This is a genomic window from Sphingomonas sp. AP4-R1 (assembly GCF_013113735.1).
Classification (GTDB): Bacteria; Pseudomonadota; Alphaproteobacteria; order Sphingomonadales; family Sphingomonadaceae; genus Sphingomonas_I.
Genome location: NZ_CP053346.1, coordinates 127,750 through 142,409, shown reverse-complemented (window position 1 = coordinate 142,409; position 14,660 = coordinate 127,750). Strand labels below are relative to the sequence as shown.

The following is a 14,660-nucleotide window of genomic DNA, read 5'->3' as shown; positions in this document are numbered from 1 at the left end:
GACAGCGTGAACTCCGCGCAAGGCTATTGCCGCGGTCGTGTCCGGCCACTGGGCGCAAGCCACAGGCTCCCCTTTCACGCGGGTCGTCTCTTAACGAACCCGCTTGCGGACCGCGTCGTCGACGTGGCCCCACGCGACTACGCGAAAGTTTTTCATGACCGATTTCACCTCCCTCGGCCTCGCCGCGCCGATTCTCGATGCGCTGGCCGCCAAGGGCTACACCAATCCCACCCCGATCCAGCAGAAGGCGATCCCGGTCGTCATCGAAGGTCGCGACCTGTGCGGCATCGCGCAGACCGGCACCGGCAAGACGGCCGCCTTCGCGCTGCCGTCGCTCCACCGCCTGTCCGCCAATCCGAAGCCGCGCCGCCCGAAGGCGTGCCGGATGCTCGTCCTCTCGCCGACGCGCGAACTGGCCAGCCAGATCGCCGACAGCTTCGAGCTGTACGGCAAGAATCTGAAGCTCTCGGTGGCGACGATCTTCGGCGGCGTGCCGATCCCGCGCCAGATCAAGCAACTCGCCACCGGCATCGACATCGTCGTCGCGACGCCCGGCCGCCTGCTCGATCTGATCGACCAGCATGCGCTGAGCCTGCGCGACGTCGAGATCCTCGTTCTCGACGAGGCGGACCAGATGCTGGACCTCGGCTTCATCCACGCGCTGAAGCGGATCCATCGCCTGCTGCCGACCAAGCGCCAGACCCTGTTCTTCTCGGCGACCATGCCGAAGACGATCGCCGATCTGGGCGACAGCTTCCTGACCGATCCGATCAAGGTCTCGGTCGCGCCGCCGTCGACGACCGCCGAGCGCGTCGAGCAGCGCGCGATCTTCGTCAATCAGGCGGAGAAGCAGGCGCTGCTGACGATGCGCCTGAAGAGCGATCCGATCGATCGCGCTCTGGTCTTCACGCGCACCAAGCATGGCGCGGATCGCGTGGTGAAGCATCTCGCGGCGGCCGGCATTTCGGCCAATGCGATCCACGGCAACAAGAGCCAGCCGCAGCGCGAGCGCGCGCTGGCCGAGTTCCGCTCGGGCCAGTCGCCGATCCTGGTGGCCACCGACATCGCCGCGCGCGGCATCGATGTGGGCGGCGTGAGCCACGTCTACAATTTCGAGCTGCCGAACGTGCCGGAGCAGTATGTGCACCGCATCGGCCGTACGGCGCGTGCGGGCGCGGACGGCGTGGCCATCTCGTTCATCGCCGATGACGAGAAGCCCTACATGCGCTCGATCGAGAAGCTCACCCGCGTGAAGCCGGCGATCGATGCGCTGCCGGAGAATTTCCTGCAGGAAATGGCGCGCCTGCCCAAGCCCAAGGCCGATGAGCGCCCGGCGCGTCCGCAGGGTCAGCGCCCGCAGGGCCAGGGCCAGCGCCGTCATGACGGCGAGCGTTCGGGCGGTGGCGAGCGTCCGGCAGGCGGCCCGCGCCGTCGTCGGCCCGGTGGCGGCGGTGGCGGTGCCCGCGTCGGCGCCCACAAGGGCGCGGTTCGCCGGACCGGCGATCGCTAAGCTGCAAGGCTGAGACAGACGAGGGCGGGATGCGAAAGCGTCCCGCCCTTTTTCTATGGCGAAGGGCGGATCCTGTCCGCCGCGATCGGGGGCGCCTTCCTCTCTGCGGCTGCGTGAAGAAGGATTTTGATCACGCAGAGGCGCGGAAGCGCGGAGAAGAAAGAAGGGTTTAAGATCGCAGCCTTTGGCTGCGGGGAGTTCTCGTCATCCCAGCGGAGGCTGGGAAGCCTCACCGCTAGGAGAGGGATGCCAGCGTGAGTGACGCCGCTAGGACGGATCGACATTCGGATAACTTAAAAGACTGAGCTGGTCATTATTCCAGACTGTCATGGTGAACTTGTTTCAACATCCATGACCTGACGGGTCTGCTTGGCTTAACGGTCAGGTCATGGACCCTGAAACGAGTTCAGGGTGACGCTTTCTCGAACGCCGTCGTTTCCCATCGCTGAATGTCGATCCGCGCTGGCGGAGTCGAACGGCAGGGATCAGGCCGAAACCGCCGACGCCTTCGGAGCAGGGCGCGCTGGCACCGTCTCCTCCACCCCATAGGCCTCCGGCCACGCCTTGCCCTCGGGCATGTGGAGCGTGCCGAACAGGCGGTCGACCACCGGGAGCATCGAGGCGAAGTTGCGGTCGATCGGGCCACTGCCGCCCTTCACGTGATGCCAGTGGTGGAAGCGGGGGGTCGACAGGATCGGCTCCAGCCAGCGCGGCGCCCAGCGGATGTTGGCGTGGATCAGGAAGCCCCAGATCGTGCCGCCGATCGCGAACAGGATGGCGGGCAGATTGCCTTCGCCGGCACCGCGCCCGGCCAGCCCGATCAGATAGATGGGCGCGAGGCCGCAGAGCCGCCCGAACACGATGTCGACGGGGTGGGCGCGGGTGTTGACCAGCCAGTCGAGCTGCTCGGGCCGGTGATGGAGCGCGTGGAAATGCCAGAGCGCGGGAATCTGGTGGCTCCAGCGATGGCCCCAGTAGAAGCCGATTTCGCCGACCACGAAGGTCGCCACCAGCTGCACCCAGAGCGGCAGCGCGTTCAGCCCGTCGAAATAGGCGGCCGGCAGCAGCCGATGCGCGGTCGCGGCCAGTGCGGCGACCGGGAAGCCCAGCAGAAAGGCCGGGATCAGGCTGTTGAAGAAGTAGAAGCCGAGATCGGCGAGCGTCCGCCTTGCGGTGCGGACGCTCGGCCGAAGCTCGAGAAAACGCTCGACGGGCACGAGGATCGCCGCGAGCAAGGCCAGCCAGAGGGTCAGTCGAAGCGTGTCGACGACCAGTCCGTGCAGGCTCATCGCGGCGATCCCCGTTCGGGCCGTCAGGCGGCGAGCGTCGCCACGGTCCGGCGACGGCGCATCGCGCCGCCGACCAGGCCGAAGCCGCCGATGAACATCGCCCAGGTCGCCGGCTCGGGCACCGCGGCGACATGCTCGGTCAGCGAGACGTCGTCGAGGAGCGAGAAGGGCGGCTGGCCGTCCGGCGTGCCCTTGGCGAGGAAGGCGAGGATCTGCGTCGAGCTGGTCGCGGTGAAGGTGGTCGACGCCTTCTGCCAGCCGGTGAAGCCATGATCGACGTTGGTGAGCGTGTCGGTCGTGTAGGACTGATAGTTGCTCGTGCTGGTGCCGAAATAGGCGGTCCAGTTGTCGGTCGTGGTGCCGCTGTAGCCGTGCTGCTGCGCGCCGGCCCAGTTGAACGTCAGGTCGTACTGCTGGCCGGCGGTGAGGCCGGTGATGACCTGATAGATCAGAGCGGTCTGGAACGCGCCGTCGGCCGCCAGATAATTGCCGCCCGAACCGCCGATCGAGGCGCTGTTGGTGAAGCCGTTCGACGCCGCGTTGCTGGCATCGCTATACTTGCCCCAGAAGTAGAGCGAGTTGCCGCCATTGTTCTTGATGCCGCCGGCCGTGGTGCCGTCATTGCCCTTCACGATGAAATTGTAGCCCGTGTAGGAACCGTCGGTCGTGTTGACCCAGTTGCTGACATATTGAACGCTGTTGTCCGAGTTGGACATCTGCTGCGAGCCGGTCGCGGTCGTCGAAGAGAAATCGCCATTCTTAACGAATTGGGTAGCCAGAGCGGGCGACGCGAGCGTCGCGGCTAAAGCAATAATCGCAGTACCGATATAATTACGCACGTCTTTACTCCCTAAGGCCACCCCTTGCTGCGGAGCCCTTTGCCGTATCGCCGGGCACTTAACAATATGTTGTTACCTTCTTTAACGAAGCAAAGAGGGTTGACGGTGGTGGCAGAGTAAAGACTGCGATTTTTACATTGTTTTACTATTAAGCATTAATTTCGGATCAACCACGATTCTGTCTGGTTTTGTGCCAGATAACGAAACCGATCCCGATCGCGAGCGCCGCGACCACCACCGCGTCGGCGCCGTGCAGGATCTTCCCGAGCCGGGGATCGGTATGCCAGGCCGCACCCAGCTTCATGCCGACCCAGGCGAGGCCGAAGCACCAGGGCCAGCTGCCGACGAACGTATAAAGGTGGAATTTCAGGAGCGGCATGCGCGCGACGCCCGCCGGGAAGGCGATGAACGAGCGGACGAAGGGGAGCAGGCGGCAGATCAGCACGGTGGCGCTGCCCCAGCGCGCGAAGAAGCGCTCGGCCAGGGCCAGATCGTGCATGTTGAGCAGCACATATTTGCCGTAGCGCTCCACGAACGGACGCCCGCCATGCTTGCCCACCTCATAAGCGAGGATCGAGCCGACATTGCAGCCGATCGCCCCCGCCGTCGCCACCCAGATCAGGCTGAAGCGCCCGGTGGAGACGAGATAGCCGGCGAAGGGCATGATGATCTCGGACGGCAGCGGAATGCACGCGCTCTCGATCGCCATCAGCCCGACGACGCCGAGATAGCCACCCGCCGAGATCACCATGATGATCCAGGCGGCGACGGGGGCGAGGATCTTTTCTACGATACCCAAGGCAGGGAAGCTCCTTCGCGGAAGGGGTTGAGGATGCGGAGACCGTCGATGATCCGGCCGTCCTGCATGTCTTCGGAGTAGAGGATGTTACAGCCGAGCGCCTGCGCCGCGGCCACGATCAGGCTGTCCCAGATCGAATAGCCGGTGCGGGACGTCACGGCGAGGGCCGTATCGAAGAGAGCGAGCGTGGTTTCCTGAACCGGAAAGCGCCGGTAGCCGGCGAGAACCTTCTCCGCAGCGTCCAGCGAGAGGCCGAAACCTCCTTTCGGGTGCGTCGCCTGATTCAGAAATTCCTGGAAGACCTGTACCGAGAGCGCGCACGAGGTCTGGAAGACGAGCGAGCGTGCGATGCGTCCTTTTTCGACGTCGGCGGGGTTTTGGCTGATCGCATAAAGCAGGACGTTGGTGTCCAGAAACCAGCGATCAGTCACGCGAGGCTTCAGCGGCGTCTCGCCTGGCGCGATCGCGATCGTAAAGTTCCTCTCGTGGCAGGCGTGCGCCGGCATCGACGCCGATACCGTCCCGATCGAATTGCTCGAACAATTCCCGCTGCTCGCGCGCCAGTCGCTCGAACTCCGTTTCCTGTGCGCCAACCTTGTTCAGGAATTCGCGCACGAGCGCCGACAGCGAGGTGTCCATCTCGGCCGCGCGCAGGCGCGCGCGGCGATAGGTTTCGTCGTCCAGTGATACTGTGACGTTCTTCATGATCTCACAGTATCATCGGGCCCGGACGGTGGAAAGGCTCGCGCACATCCGCCATGCCCCGGCGAACGCCGAGGGCCAGGGTCGCCGGGCAATGCGCCTGCCGCACTGGGCTCCTGCTTTCGCACGAGCCCAGTGGCCTTTTACAGCACGTATTTCGACAGATCGGTGTCGCGCGCCACTTCCGCCAATTGGCCTTCGACATAGGCCGCATCGACCGTAATCGTCGTGCCCTGACGATCCTCGGCGTCGAAGCTGACGTCCTCGAGCAGCTTTTCCATCACCGTCTGCAGCCGGCGGGCGCCGATATTCTCGATCTGGTCGTTCACCTGCGCCGCGATCTTCGCGATGGCGGCGATGCCGTCTTCGGTGAAGGCGATCTCGACCCCCTCGGTGCCGATCAGCGCGCGATATTGCTCGGTGAGCGAAGCGCGCGTGTCGGACAGGATGCGGACGAAGTCCGCCTCGGTCAGCGCCTTCAGCTCGACGCGGATCGGCAGGCGGCCCTGAAGCTCCGGCAGCAGATCGCTCGGCTTGGAGACGTGGAACGCGCCCGAGGCGATGAAGAGGACATGATCGGTCTTCATCGGGCCATATTTGGTGGCGACGGTGGTGCCCTCGATCAACGGCAGCAGATCGCGCTGCACGCCCTCGCGGCTGACGGAACCGCCGCGCACGTCCGACACGGCGATCTTGTCGATCTCGTCGAGGAAGACGATGCCGTTGGCCTCGGCATCGGCCAGCGCCTGACGGCTCACCTCGTCCTGATCCAGCCGGCGATCGGCCTCCTCGTCGACCAGCTTGGTCCAGGCCGCGCGGACGGGAAGCTTGCGCTTCTTCATCTTGGCGCCGCCCAGCTTGCCCATGATGTCGCCCAGATTGATCATGCTCATCTGGCCCGGCATGCCCGGCACCTCGAACTGCGCGCCGCCCGCATCCTCCAGCTCGATCTCGATTTCGCTCGTGTCGAGATGGCCATCGGTGAAGCGCTGGCGAAAGGCGGTGCGCGTGGCCTCCGACGCATCCTTGCCGACGAGCGCATCCAGCAGGCGCGCCATCGCGGCTTCCTCGGCCTTGTCTTTCACGGCGGCGCGGCGGCGCTCCTTCTCCAGCCGGATCGCTTCCTCGACGAGATCGCGCGCGATTTGCTCCACGTCGCGACCGACATAGCCGACCTCGGTGAATTTGGTGGCCTCCACCTTCACGAAGGGCGCGTCGGCGAGGCGGGCGAGGCGGCGGCTGATCTCGGTCTTGCCGCAGCCGGTGGGCCCGATCATCAGGATGTTCTTGGGGCTGACCTCGTCGCGCAGATCCTCGGGCAATCTTTGCCGACGCCAACGATTCCGGAGCGCGACCGCGACCGCACGCTTCGCATCAGTCTGGCCGACGATGTGCGCGTCCAGCGCGGCGACGATGGCTTTGGGGGTGAGGGACTGGTTCATCTGCTTCTCTTCTCCCCTCCCGCTTGCGGGAGGGGTCGGGGGGTGGGCTCGCCGACGGCGAAGGTCTTGGTCTGGCGGTGAGCGCGGATGCCCAGCTCCAACCCCTCCCGCAGGCGGGAGGGGAGGCGTTCACTCTTCCGGTCTGTCTTCCTCGATCGTCTCGAGCGTGAGATTGCCGTTGGTGAAGACGCAGAGATCCGCAGCGATCGCCATCGCCTTGCGGCAGATCGTCTCGGGATCGCTCTCATACTCCACCAGCGCGCGCGCGGCGGAGAGCGCGTAATTGCCGCCCGAGCCGATCGCGGCGATGCCGTTCTCCGGCTCCAGCACGTCGCCATTGCCGGTGAGGATCAACGTCACGTCCTTGTCGGCGACGATCATCAGCGCTTCGAGATTGCGGAGATATTTGTCGGTGCGCCAGTCCTTGGCGAGCTCGACCGCCGCGCGCAGGAGCGCGCCGCGATATTGCTCCAGCTTGCGCTCCAGCCGCTCGAAGAGGGTGAAGGCGTCGGCCGTGGCGCCGGCGAAGCCTGCGATCACATGGCCGCCTTCGCCGAGGCGGCGCACCTTGCGGGCGTTCGGCTTCATCACCGTATTGCCCATCGAGACCTGGCCGTCGCCGGCCACCACCACCTTGCCGTTCCTGCGCACGGAGAGGATCGTCGTGCCGTGCCAGCCTATCTTGTCTTCGCTCATGTCCGTTCCGGTTCGTTGCGGAGCGGATATGGTGGCGGGGCGAGGGGGCTGCAACTTGGAAGGCGCGCGAGGGGCGAAAGTCACACGAAAGTCTCGCATCCACACGCCCGCGCGCATCGTGCGCTCACGCCAGCGCACGTGATGGAGGATCAGCGCGTGCCTTTCGCTTTCCCCCATTCGCGGGCGACGGTGTAGCCGAGATAGCCCGTGCCGAAGAGTGCGTAGAGCGGCTCCGGGATCGCGCCGAAATAGGCGCGCATGCCGGTGGCGATCGCCTGCGCGGCGGCAGGGCGGACGGCCGCGAGCAGACCCACGGGTATGGCGGCGAGCAGCAGCACGTACATCACGTAGAGGAAGGTCGGCCGTGCGCGGCGGGTGAAGGGATCCGGATCGGCTTCGGGATTGTCGGCGGCGGGGGTGTGGCTGGTCATCGGGCGGCTCCGGTTCCGGGAGTCGAGGGTGATAACCTATATGGTTTGTTGTAGGACAGGGTTTGGTTGGTCTTGCAACAACCTCCTCTCTCCGCGTTCTCCGCGCCTCCGCGCGAGCAATTCTCACGCGGAGAACGCGGAGATCGCGGGTTAAGAGAGGGGCTCTCCGGGCCGGGGCAGGAACCCCTGCTGCCACCCGCGCGTCCACCGGAGATGACTCGTCTCTTTCATGTTTCCGATCTGCATTTCGGCCGCGAGGATGCGGCGGCCGTCGCGCGCTTCGCCGAGATCGTGCGCGCCGAGCGCCCCGATGCTGTGATCTGCACGGGCGATCTGACGATGCGCGCGCGCTCGCACGAATTCGCGGCCGCGACCGAATGGCTGAAATCGCTCGGCGTGCCGGTGACGGTGGAGCCCGGCAATCACGATCTGCCCTATTTCAATCCGGTGCAGCGGCTGCTGGACCCCTATAAGCGCTACGCGCGCGTGGCGGCGGCGATCGATCGGCCGATCGATCTGCCGGGCGTGGCGATCGTGCCGCTGAAGACCACGGCGCGCATCCAGCCGCGCCGGCTTTCGTGGGGGCGCGTGTCGCGCACCGGCCTGATCCGCGCGCTGGCCTTGCTGGCGGAGAAACCGAAAGGCGTGCTGGCACTGGTGACCTGCCACCACCCGCTGGTGAACACCGGCTTCGAAGGCCATGGCGATACGCTGGGCGGCGAAAGCGCGCTGGCGCTGTTGGCCGCCGCCGGCGCGGATGCGGTGCTGTCGGGCCATGTCCATGACGCGTTCGATGTCGCGCGCGACGTGGGCGAGCGCACGGTGCGGCTGATCGGAGCGGGCACGCTGTCCGAACGGACGCGCACGACGGCGGCGTCGTTCAACGAGATGCGGGTGAAAAAGGGGCGGCTGGAGGTGACGGCGCGCGAGGTGCGGTAAGGCTCAGCCGCCCGTCTCGTCCTTGTACTTCAGCTCCAGATAGCGCCCTTGCGTGGCCAGCTTGTGGAGATCGCCCGCGGCCAGATCCTCGCTCATGCGCGCCAGTTCCTCGTCGACGGCGCTGAGGCCCTGGATCAGCTGGACGTCGGGACCGATGCCGTTGCGCGCCTTGCGGAGCGACAAGGGCACGCGTGCATAGCCCTGGATCAGCTCGGGCAGTTCTTCGGCCAGCAGTTTGCGGATGCCGGCGGCGGCGGGCTCGTTCGGATCGAGGCTGGCGAGCTGGGGCGTGAGAACCTCCAGCTTCACGCCGATGCCGTCGATCAGGCGCGCGGCGGGCGGGGGCAGCAGCGGGCGCTGCGCCTGCAGCCAGGTCTCGGTGCGCGGCGCGAGGCGGGCGAGATCGCTCTGCACCAGGCGCTCGGGCGTCTCGACGATGCTGCGCGAGGAAAACAGGATGATCGACCAGGCCGCCACCAGCGCCACCAGAGCGCCGGTGAAGCCGGTGATTCCGATCGGCCCGATCGCCATCGCCCAGACGATCGCGGCGAGGAAAACGGCAAAGGTGGCGACGGCGAGGCGGCGCGCCGTGCGAAACGCGGCGGCGTTGCGCTTGCGGCGCTCGCGCCGGGCCTGCTCCCGGCCTTCGTCGGAGACGCGGCGCAGCAGCGCCTCGGCATCGGCCACCACGCGTTGGGGATCGGGCATGTGTGCTTTCGTTCCTGCCTTCAGCCGACGGGCTTGAAGGGATCTTCGGGCGTGGCACCCGCACTCGTCAAGCGCGCCTGCGCGGCACCCTCGGCGCGCGCGATATAGCCGCGCGATTTCTCGACCTCGCTGGTCAGGCTGGTCACCGTCGTCTTCATCGAATCGAGCGCCTCCAGCTTGAAGCGATCGATCGAATCCATCGTGTCGTAGATATTCTGGAAGGCACGCTGCAGCGTCTCGAGAGGAATGGTGGAGGCGGCGGCCTGCTTGTGGATCTCGCCGGTCTGGCTGCGGAGCAGTTCGCCGGTGGAATCGATGATGTTGGCGGTGGTGGTGTTCAGCTGCGTGATCTGCTGGAGGACGAGCTTCTGGTTGGTCAAGGCCTGCGCCACCGTGACGGCGGTGCGAAGCGCCGAGACGGTGGTGGTGGACGCCCGATCGACGCCCTTCACCAGCTCGACATTGTTCTTCTTGACCAGATCGAGCGCGAGATAGCCCTGCACCGTCACCGCCATCTGGGTCAGCAGATCCTGCGCGCGCTGGCGCACGTAGAAGAGCGCGCTCTCGCGGATCGCCTTGGCCTTGGCAGGATCGGTCGCCTCCAGATCGAGCGCCTTGCCCTCGAGCTTTTCGTCCAGCGCCTTGGCGACATGGATCATCTGCTCCAGCCGCTGCATCGCGGCCCACATGTTCTGCCGCTCCACATCGATCGCGGCATTGTCCTTGATCAGCTCGTCCTTGCCCGAGGCGAGGCTGGCGAGGATCGAGGAGATGTGGCCCTGCGCGGACTTGTAGCTGTCGAAATAATTGCGGAGCTTGCCGCCGAACGGGATCACACCGAACAATTTGCGCGGGGCGAGCAGATTGCCCTTCTTGCCCGGATCCAGATCCTCGATCGTGCGGCGCAGCTCGGCCAGATCGGCGCCGACGCCGCTTTCGCCATCCATCGCGCGGACGGGGCGATCGAGGAAGCGGTTGGACTGGCCCGCCGCCTCGGCGATCTCGCGCCGGCCCATATTGGTGATCTGATCCACCTTCTTGCCGAATTCGGGCGAATTGGCGTCGAGCGCGGCCAGCTCCTCCACGAAGCCCTCGGCCTTCGCATCGAGCTGCGTCTTCTGCTCGTCCTGCAGCGGCACGAGCCCGGCCGCCTTGGCGGGCGCGATCGCCTGCACGGGCGTGGGAGGAGTCAGCACCAGATCCGTCTCGGTCTCGGTCGCTGTAGTGGCCATGCGCGAAAGCTCCGTTCGTTCGTCCCGCAAAATGGACGTTCGCGCTGTATGGTGCAAGTGCAACACTTCCGATGAGGACTGCGGATGTCGCTGGCCGGCGATCCTTATGCGATCTTCACGGGGCGGGACCGCATTCGCTCTCGTTTCCTTATGCCGGGTCCGCCTAATTCCCGCTCCGCCCGATGTGGCTGGAGTTTCGACATCCTTCCCTTCCTGAAGCGCGCTGCGCCGTGCGACCCCCGCCTGATCCGGGCGCGCCGACCGATGCGCGCAACCGATGATCGGCGGATGCTGCGACGGGGCCGCGCTTATGGCTCGCTGGAGCGGGCGCGCCTGCGGATCTGGCTGTCCGAACTGTGGTGCGCGCTGGGCGCGGCCGCGTTGCTGATCTTCACGGTTGCGGTGCTGGTGTTCGCTGCGCGCCACTGATCGGCGCGCCGCCTGATTGCGAGCTGTTCGCACCGGCATGCGAGCGCATCGACATCATATGTCAGCGAAGAATTTTCGCCGTGCAGGTGTGAGAAAGCACGGTGGGTTTCTCGGGCCAGAAGGCTCCCATCACATCAGGGAGCAACGACATGCGTATCTTCGGTCTGGCGATGGAAATGGCGATCTTCGGCGGCGTGGCGATCGAGGCTGCGCTGCTGTTCATGAACATCATGGTGCCGGGCGCCTGACGACCGCGATAACGTCCTCGCGAAATTCGGATTATTTCAGCGCTGAGGCATGCCGGCAAGGTCGCTATGGTGGAGGCTGCCGCAGACAATGGGAGCCACGGCATGAAGACGATGATGGTTACGGGCACGGCACTGGCGGCATTGCTGGCGCCCATGCTGTCTGGCGCGCCCGCTCTGGCGCAGCGGGGGCCGATGGGGCCGGTGACGCATGACGCCTATGTGGCGATGCAGAAGCAGCGGTTCGATATGATGGACGCCGACCATGACGGCGTCGTCACCAAGGAAGAACTGACCGCGCAGCTGACGGCGCGGATGGGCGAGGCACCCCCGGCCGAGCGCGTCGATGCGTTGTTCAAGACGATGGACACGGACGGCGACGGCAAGGCGACGGCGGCGGAAGTGGCGGCCAGCGCGGAATCGCGGTTCGCGGCGATGGACACCAATCATGACGGGACGCTGAGCGAGGACGAATTCCGCGCGGGCATGGCGCAGATGGGCATGGGCGGCCGGCGGCGGTAAGTCGATCGCCGGGCGCATCGCCTGCAACGGGATTGAAGTGGCGTCATTGCGAGCGCAGCGAAGCCTGAGCCCGCAATGACGCTTTTTGGGGAAGATGATCTTTTTTAGCCTGCGGCGGAACGCGCGATCAGTCCCGCCGCCACGGCAAGCGCAGCGGGCGTGAAGGCCCAGACGAGCCGGCGGCTGCGCCGTATTTCCGGTTCGGCCAGCGCCAGCACCATGGCGATCAGGGCGGCGAGGGCGGTCCACAGGTGGTAGCGGAGTTCGCTCGCCACGCTGAACACCAGATAGCCCATTCCATAGAGGAAGCCGGAAAGCGCGATCGGCAGGATCAGGCGCGAGGACGGCAGGCCGGCGCTCGCGATGGTCATGCCGAGCGCGAGGGCGATCCAGACGATCGGCCAGCCGAGCGGGGTATGCGCGAGCGCCAGAGCGAGGGCGTCCAGCGCGCGCGTCGCGGCGTTCGGCGTGATGTGGAAGCCCCAGTCGTTGGGCGCCGTCTCATGCGGTATGGGGCGCTCGATCGTATCGGGCAGCGGCAGGATCCGCGTGTTGATCGCGAAATGGGTCAGCCGATGTTCGGCCCAGGCGAGCGGGTGGGCGAGGATCGCGCGTGCCAGCGTGGGATAAGGGCGGACGATCCTGTCATCGACCTTCTCGCCCCATGCCGAGAAGCCGAGCGGGCATTCGGGATCGACCCAGTCCGAATAGCTGTCCCATTTGTCCGGCCGGTAGCAACGGTGATTGATCGCGATCGCATCCGGCATGGCGAGCGCCGCCGGAAAGACGTTGCCGCCGCCATGCTCGGTGATCCCGGCCAGATCGAAGATGACGAGCGACAGCTCGACATCGCTCTTCTCCGCACCGATCAGACGATTGGCGAGCGGCATCGCGGCGAGCAGCAGCACGGCGCCGACGAGGGTGGAGAGGAGGAGGCGTGGCCAGCTCGCCCGCCACGCCTGCGGCAGGAGCGCGATCAGCAAAGGCAGGCAGGCGGCGAAGGCATTGAAGCGCAGCGTGGCGGCGAAGAACAGGAACGCCGCCGCGACGATCGCGCCCGCCCCGCCGCCCCGATCCTGTCGCCACGCGAGCAGGCCGGTGGCGACGAGCAGGGCGCCCGCCATCAGGCAATCCTTGAGGATCATGCCCGTCAGCGCGAGCCCGAACGGCCACAGCCCGCAGGCGAGCAGGGCCCAGCCGAGGTGCGGTCGCCCGCGCGCCCGTATCGCGCCGGCCAGAAGCAGGAAGCCGCCCCAGTAGAGCGACAACTGCAGCACCAGCATCGGCATCGGGCCGGGGTGGAGCGGGATCAGCTGGCGCCACACCCACTGCATCATCGGCGGATGCCAATCGTCGATCTCGCCCGAAATCGCCTCGCCATATTGGCGCACCGGATCCCACGTCATCAGGCCGGGCCAGTAAGCGCAGGCGGTGAGGGCCGCGAACGCGAGCGCGGCGAGCGGCAGGGCGAGCGTGCCCGCCTTGCCATGAATTTTCGGGACTTCCCGGCCGATGGTCATGCGCCGGCCTCCGACAGGCGACGCGGCAGGTCAAGGGGAGGGTGGTGCGCGATCAGCTCCGGTCGAGGCCGGGGTAGATTTTGCCCGAGAGCAGGCCTGCCAGATGCGCGGCATTGCGTGCGAGCATCTTGGTGGTCTGGTCGATCTTGCTCGGGGTTTCTTTCAGGTCGACATAATCGACGTCGCCCATCGCCTCGCCCACCCAATAGGTGACGGCGGCGGCGGGCAAGGTGTAGCCGACATCGTTCAGCGCCTGGAACAGCTCGGCGGAGACGTGGTGCGCGCCATCCTCATTGCCGACGACGGCGACGACGGCGACCTTGCCGTAGGCCGGGGTGCGGCCCTTGTCGTCCACCTCGGAGAAGAAGACGTCCATCCGCTCCAGCACGCGCTTCGAGACGCTCGATGGCTGGCCCATCCAGATCGGCGTGCCGAGGATGAGGATGTCAGCCGCGAGGATGCGCGTGCGAAGCGCCGGCCAGGCATCGCCCGCGCCCTCGTCCGAGCTGACGCCGGGCTTGATGTCGTGATCGGCCAATCGGATCGTCTCGACCGTCTCCACGCCCTCCGCCTTCAACGCCGCCGCAATCTCTCCGATCAGGCGGTCGGTGGACGAAGGCTTGCCGTTCGAGGGCTTGAGCGTGGCGTTGAGAGCGATGGCGGTGAGCGGCATGGGGCGGATCTCCGGGGGGAGGTCCGTCAGCGGATGGGCTGCGGCGTTGGTTCCGCGCGGTGCCGGCCTCAGCCGAAGCGGACGGAGACCCGCCGGCGACGGCGCATCGCTCCGCCGATCAGGCCGAAGCCGCCGATGAACATCGCCCAGGTCGCGGGTTCGGGGGCTGCCGGCAAATCCGCGCTGACCGTGCCTGGGCCGTCGATCGTGAACGTGAAGGTGCCGGAATCCGAATTCTCGAAACCCGTCATCACGACCACGTAAGCGATGCCGGCCGACAGCAGATGCGTAAAGCCGGCCTGCGTCAGATTGCCTGCCACCAGATCGTCATTGGTGAGGAGCGCGTTCGTCAGCGCGTTCGCGGGATCGAAGCTGAACTGATACAGCGTGAGCACCGGATCGAAGTCTGGCGTGGTGGACGTCATCATGAAATCATAGTCGCCGGGCGCGCTCACCGAAAAGGAGAGGCTGGCGTAGCGAACGGCCGTGCCGACTCTGGACAATTGGGTGGGCGGACCAAAATCGGACAATGGGCGATGATAGGTAGCGCCCGAACTCGTGTCGCCATCCACGGTGAAAGTGGCGGCCGAAGCCGGGACCGCAATGGCCGCCAGGGCTGCCGCAACCACGGAACATCGAACTGTCGCCATCATTCGAGCCTCCCCCCAAAGCATCAGCACCAGG

Annotated in this window: 16 protein-coding genes and 1 pseudogene; 4 read left to right on the top strand and 13 right to left on the bottom strand. The window is 66.2% G+C overall.

The annotated features are described in order from the left end of the window. Positions 1 to 154 precede the first annotated feature (154 nt). Positions 155 to 1,510, top strand: coding sequence for a DEAD/DEAH box helicase (locus tag HL653_RS00600; protein ID WP_171742783.1), 1,356 nt, complete (start codon positions 155 to 157; stop codon positions 1,508 to 1,510). A 485-nt stretch (positions 1,511 to 1,995) separates the two neighbouring features. Here HL653_RS00600 and HL653_RS00595 read toward each other — a convergent pair whose 3' ends face one another. From HL653_RS00595 to HL653_RS00560, 8 genes and pseudogenes are all read right to left on the bottom strand, one after another. Continuing rightward, entirely contained in the window at positions 1,996 to 2,799 is an 804-nt protein-coding gene (locus HL653_RS00595; protein WP_171742782.1) for a sterol desaturase family protein, read from the bottom strand. Between the two features lie 23 nt (positions 2,800 to 2,822). Beyond that, on the bottom strand, positions 2,823 to 3,638 hold the full coding sequence (locus tag HL653_RS24060) for a PEPxxWA-CTERM sorting domain-containing protein (protein ID WP_253717402.1): 816 nt from the start codon (positions 3,636 to 3,638) through the stop codon (positions 2,823 to 2,825). Between the two features lie 166 nt (positions 3,639 to 3,804). Then, positions 3,805 to 4,431: a DedA family protein gene (locus tag HL653_RS00585; protein ID WP_171746693.1), complete on the bottom strand. Its 627-nt coding sequence runs from the start codon at positions 4,429 to 4,431 to the stop codon at positions 3,805 to 3,807. Then, positions 4,425 to 4,868 (bottom strand): PIN domain-containing protein, encoded by a 444-nt coding sequence (locus HL653_RS00580; protein ID WP_171742781.1) that lies wholly within the window; start codon positions 4,866 to 4,868, stop codon positions 4,425 to 4,427. The genes HL653_RS00585 and HL653_RS00580 overlap by 7 nt, the downstream gene beginning before the upstream one ends. Continuing rightward, positions 4,861 to 5,142 carry a hypothetical protein gene (locus HL653_RS00575; RefSeq protein WP_171742780.1) on the bottom strand — a complete coding sequence of 94 codons (282 nt, stop codon included), beginning with the start codon at positions 5,140 to 5,142 and terminating at the stop codon, positions 4,861 to 4,863. Before HL653_RS00575 ends, HL653_RS00580 begins: the two co-directional genes overlap by 8 nt. A 140-nt stretch (positions 5,143 to 5,282) precedes the next feature. Further along, complete coding sequence (gene hslU / locus HL653_RS00570; protein ID WP_171742779.1) at positions 5,283 to 6,581, bottom strand: ATP-dependent protease ATPase subunit HslU; 1,299 nt, start codon at positions 6,579 to 6,581, stop codon at positions 5,283 to 5,285. Between the two features lie 129 nt (positions 6,582 to 6,710). Beyond that, entirely contained in the window at positions 6,711 to 7,277 is a 567-nt protein-coding gene (hslV, locus tag HL653_RS00565; protein WP_171742778.1) for an ATP-dependent protease subunit HslV, read from the bottom strand. Between the two features lie 149 nt (positions 7,278 to 7,426). Beyond that, positions 7,427 to 7,663, bottom strand: a pseudogene (locus HL653_RS00560) (3TM-type holin); the annotation flags it as partial. Between the two features lie 258 nt (positions 7,664 to 7,921). On the opposite strand from HL653_RS00560, the gene HL653_RS00555 reads away from it, so the two are divergent. Beyond that, positions 7,922 to 8,647 (top strand): metallophosphoesterase, encoded by a 726-nt coding sequence (locus HL653_RS00555; RefSeq protein ID WP_171742776.1) that lies wholly within the window; start codon positions 7,922 to 7,924, stop codon positions 8,645 to 8,647. A 3-nt stretch (positions 8,648 to 8,650) separates the two neighbouring features. Here the strand turns inward: HL653_RS00555 and HL653_RS00550 are convergent, their stop codons facing one another. Both HL653_RS00550 and HL653_RS00545 read right to left on the bottom strand, forming a co-directional pair. After that, entirely contained in the window at positions 8,651 to 9,355 is a 705-nt protein-coding gene (locus HL653_RS00550) for a hypothetical protein (protein WP_171742775.1), read from the bottom strand. 20 nt (positions 9,356 to 9,375) lie between these two features. Next, positions 9,376 to 10,587: a toxic anion resistance protein gene (locus HL653_RS00545; protein ID WP_171742774.1), complete on the bottom strand. Its 1,212-nt coding sequence runs from the start codon at positions 10,585 to 10,587 to the stop codon at positions 9,376 to 9,378. Positions 10,588 to 10,851: 264 nt separating this feature from the next. Here HL653_RS00545 and HL653_RS00540 point away from each other — a divergent pair, with 264 nt between their 5' ends. Next, complete coding sequence (locus HL653_RS00540) at positions 10,852 to 11,016, top strand: hypothetical protein (protein ID WP_171742773.1); 165 nt, start codon at positions 10,852 to 10,854, stop codon at positions 11,014 to 11,016. 350 nt (positions 11,017 to 11,366) lie between these two features. Continuing rightward, positions 11,367 to 11,783 (top strand): EF-hand domain-containing protein, encoded by a 417-nt coding sequence (locus HL653_RS00535; RefSeq protein WP_171742772.1) that lies wholly within the window; start codon positions 11,367 to 11,369, stop codon positions 11,781 to 11,783. Positions 11,784 to 11,887: 104 nt separating this feature from the next. On the opposite strand, the gene HL653_RS00530 is transcribed toward HL653_RS00535, so the two are convergent. From HL653_RS00530 to HL653_RS00520, 3 genes are all read right to left on the bottom strand, one after another. Continuing rightward, positions 11,888 to 13,303, bottom strand: a complete 1,416-nt coding sequence (locus HL653_RS00530; RefSeq protein WP_171742771.1) for a hypothetical protein — start codon at positions 13,301 to 13,303, stop codon at positions 11,888 to 11,890. A gap of 52 nt (positions 13,304 to 13,355) precedes the next feature. Then, positions 13,356 to 13,976, bottom strand: coding sequence for a flavodoxin family protein (locus tag HL653_RS00525; RefSeq protein WP_171742770.1), 621 nt, complete (start codon positions 13,974 to 13,976; stop codon positions 13,356 to 13,358). 68 nt (positions 13,977 to 14,044) lie between these two features. Continuing rightward, positions 14,045 to 14,605 carry a PEPxxWA-CTERM sorting domain-containing protein gene (locus HL653_RS00520; protein ID WP_253717400.1) on the bottom strand — a complete coding sequence of 187 codons (561 nt, stop codon included), beginning with the start codon at positions 14,603 to 14,605 and terminating at the stop codon, positions 14,045 to 14,047. Positions 14,606 to 14,660: the final 55 nt, after the last annotated feature.

Bases quoted from the DNA above. Each gene is read 5' to 3' on its own strand.
- HL653_RS00600 (WP_171742783.1), top strand. From the start codon at position 155: ATGACCGATTTCACCTCCCTCGGCCTCGCCGCGCCGATTCTCGATGCG.
- HL653_RS00595 (WP_171742782.1), bottom strand. From the start codon at position 2,799: ATGAGCCTGCACGGACTGGTCGTCGACACGCTTCGACTGACCCTCTGG.
- HL653_RS00575 (WP_171742780.1), bottom strand. From the start codon at position 5,142: ATGAAGAACGTCACAGTATCACTGGACGACGAAACCTATCGCCGCGCG.
- hslU (WP_171742779.1), bottom strand. From the start codon at position 6,581: ATGAACCAGTCCCTCACCCCCAAAGCCATCGTCGCCGCGCTGGACGCG.
- hslV (WP_171742778.1), bottom strand. From the start codon at position 7,277: ATGAGCGAAGACAAGATAGGCTGGCACGGCACGACGATCCTCTCCGTG.
- HL653_RS00555 (WP_171742776.1), top strand. From the start codon at position 7,922: ATGACTCGTCTCTTTCATGTTTCCGATCTGCATTTCGGCCGCGAGGAT.
- HL653_RS00550 (WP_171742775.1), bottom strand. From the start codon at position 9,355: ATGCCCGATCCCCAACGCGTGGTGGCCGATGCCGAGGCGCTGCTGCGC.
- HL653_RS00545 (WP_171742774.1), bottom strand. From the start codon at position 10,587: ATGGCCACTACAGCGACCGAGACCGAGACGGATCTGGTGCTGACTCCT.
- HL653_RS00540 (WP_171742773.1), top strand. From the start codon at position 10,852: ATGCGCGCAACCGATGATCGGCGGATGCTGCGACGGGGCCGCGCTTAT.
- HL653_RS00535 (WP_171742772.1), top strand. From the start codon at position 11,367: ATGAAGACGATGATGGTTACGGGCACGGCACTGGCGGCATTGCTGGCG.
- HL653_RS00530 (WP_171742771.1), bottom strand. From the start codon at position 13,303: ATGACCATCGGCCGGGAAGTCCCGAAAATTCATGGCAAGGCGGGCACG.
- HL653_RS00525 (WP_171742770.1), bottom strand. From the start codon at position 13,976: ATGCCGCTCACCGCCATCGCTCTCAACGCCACGCTCAAGCCCTCGAAC.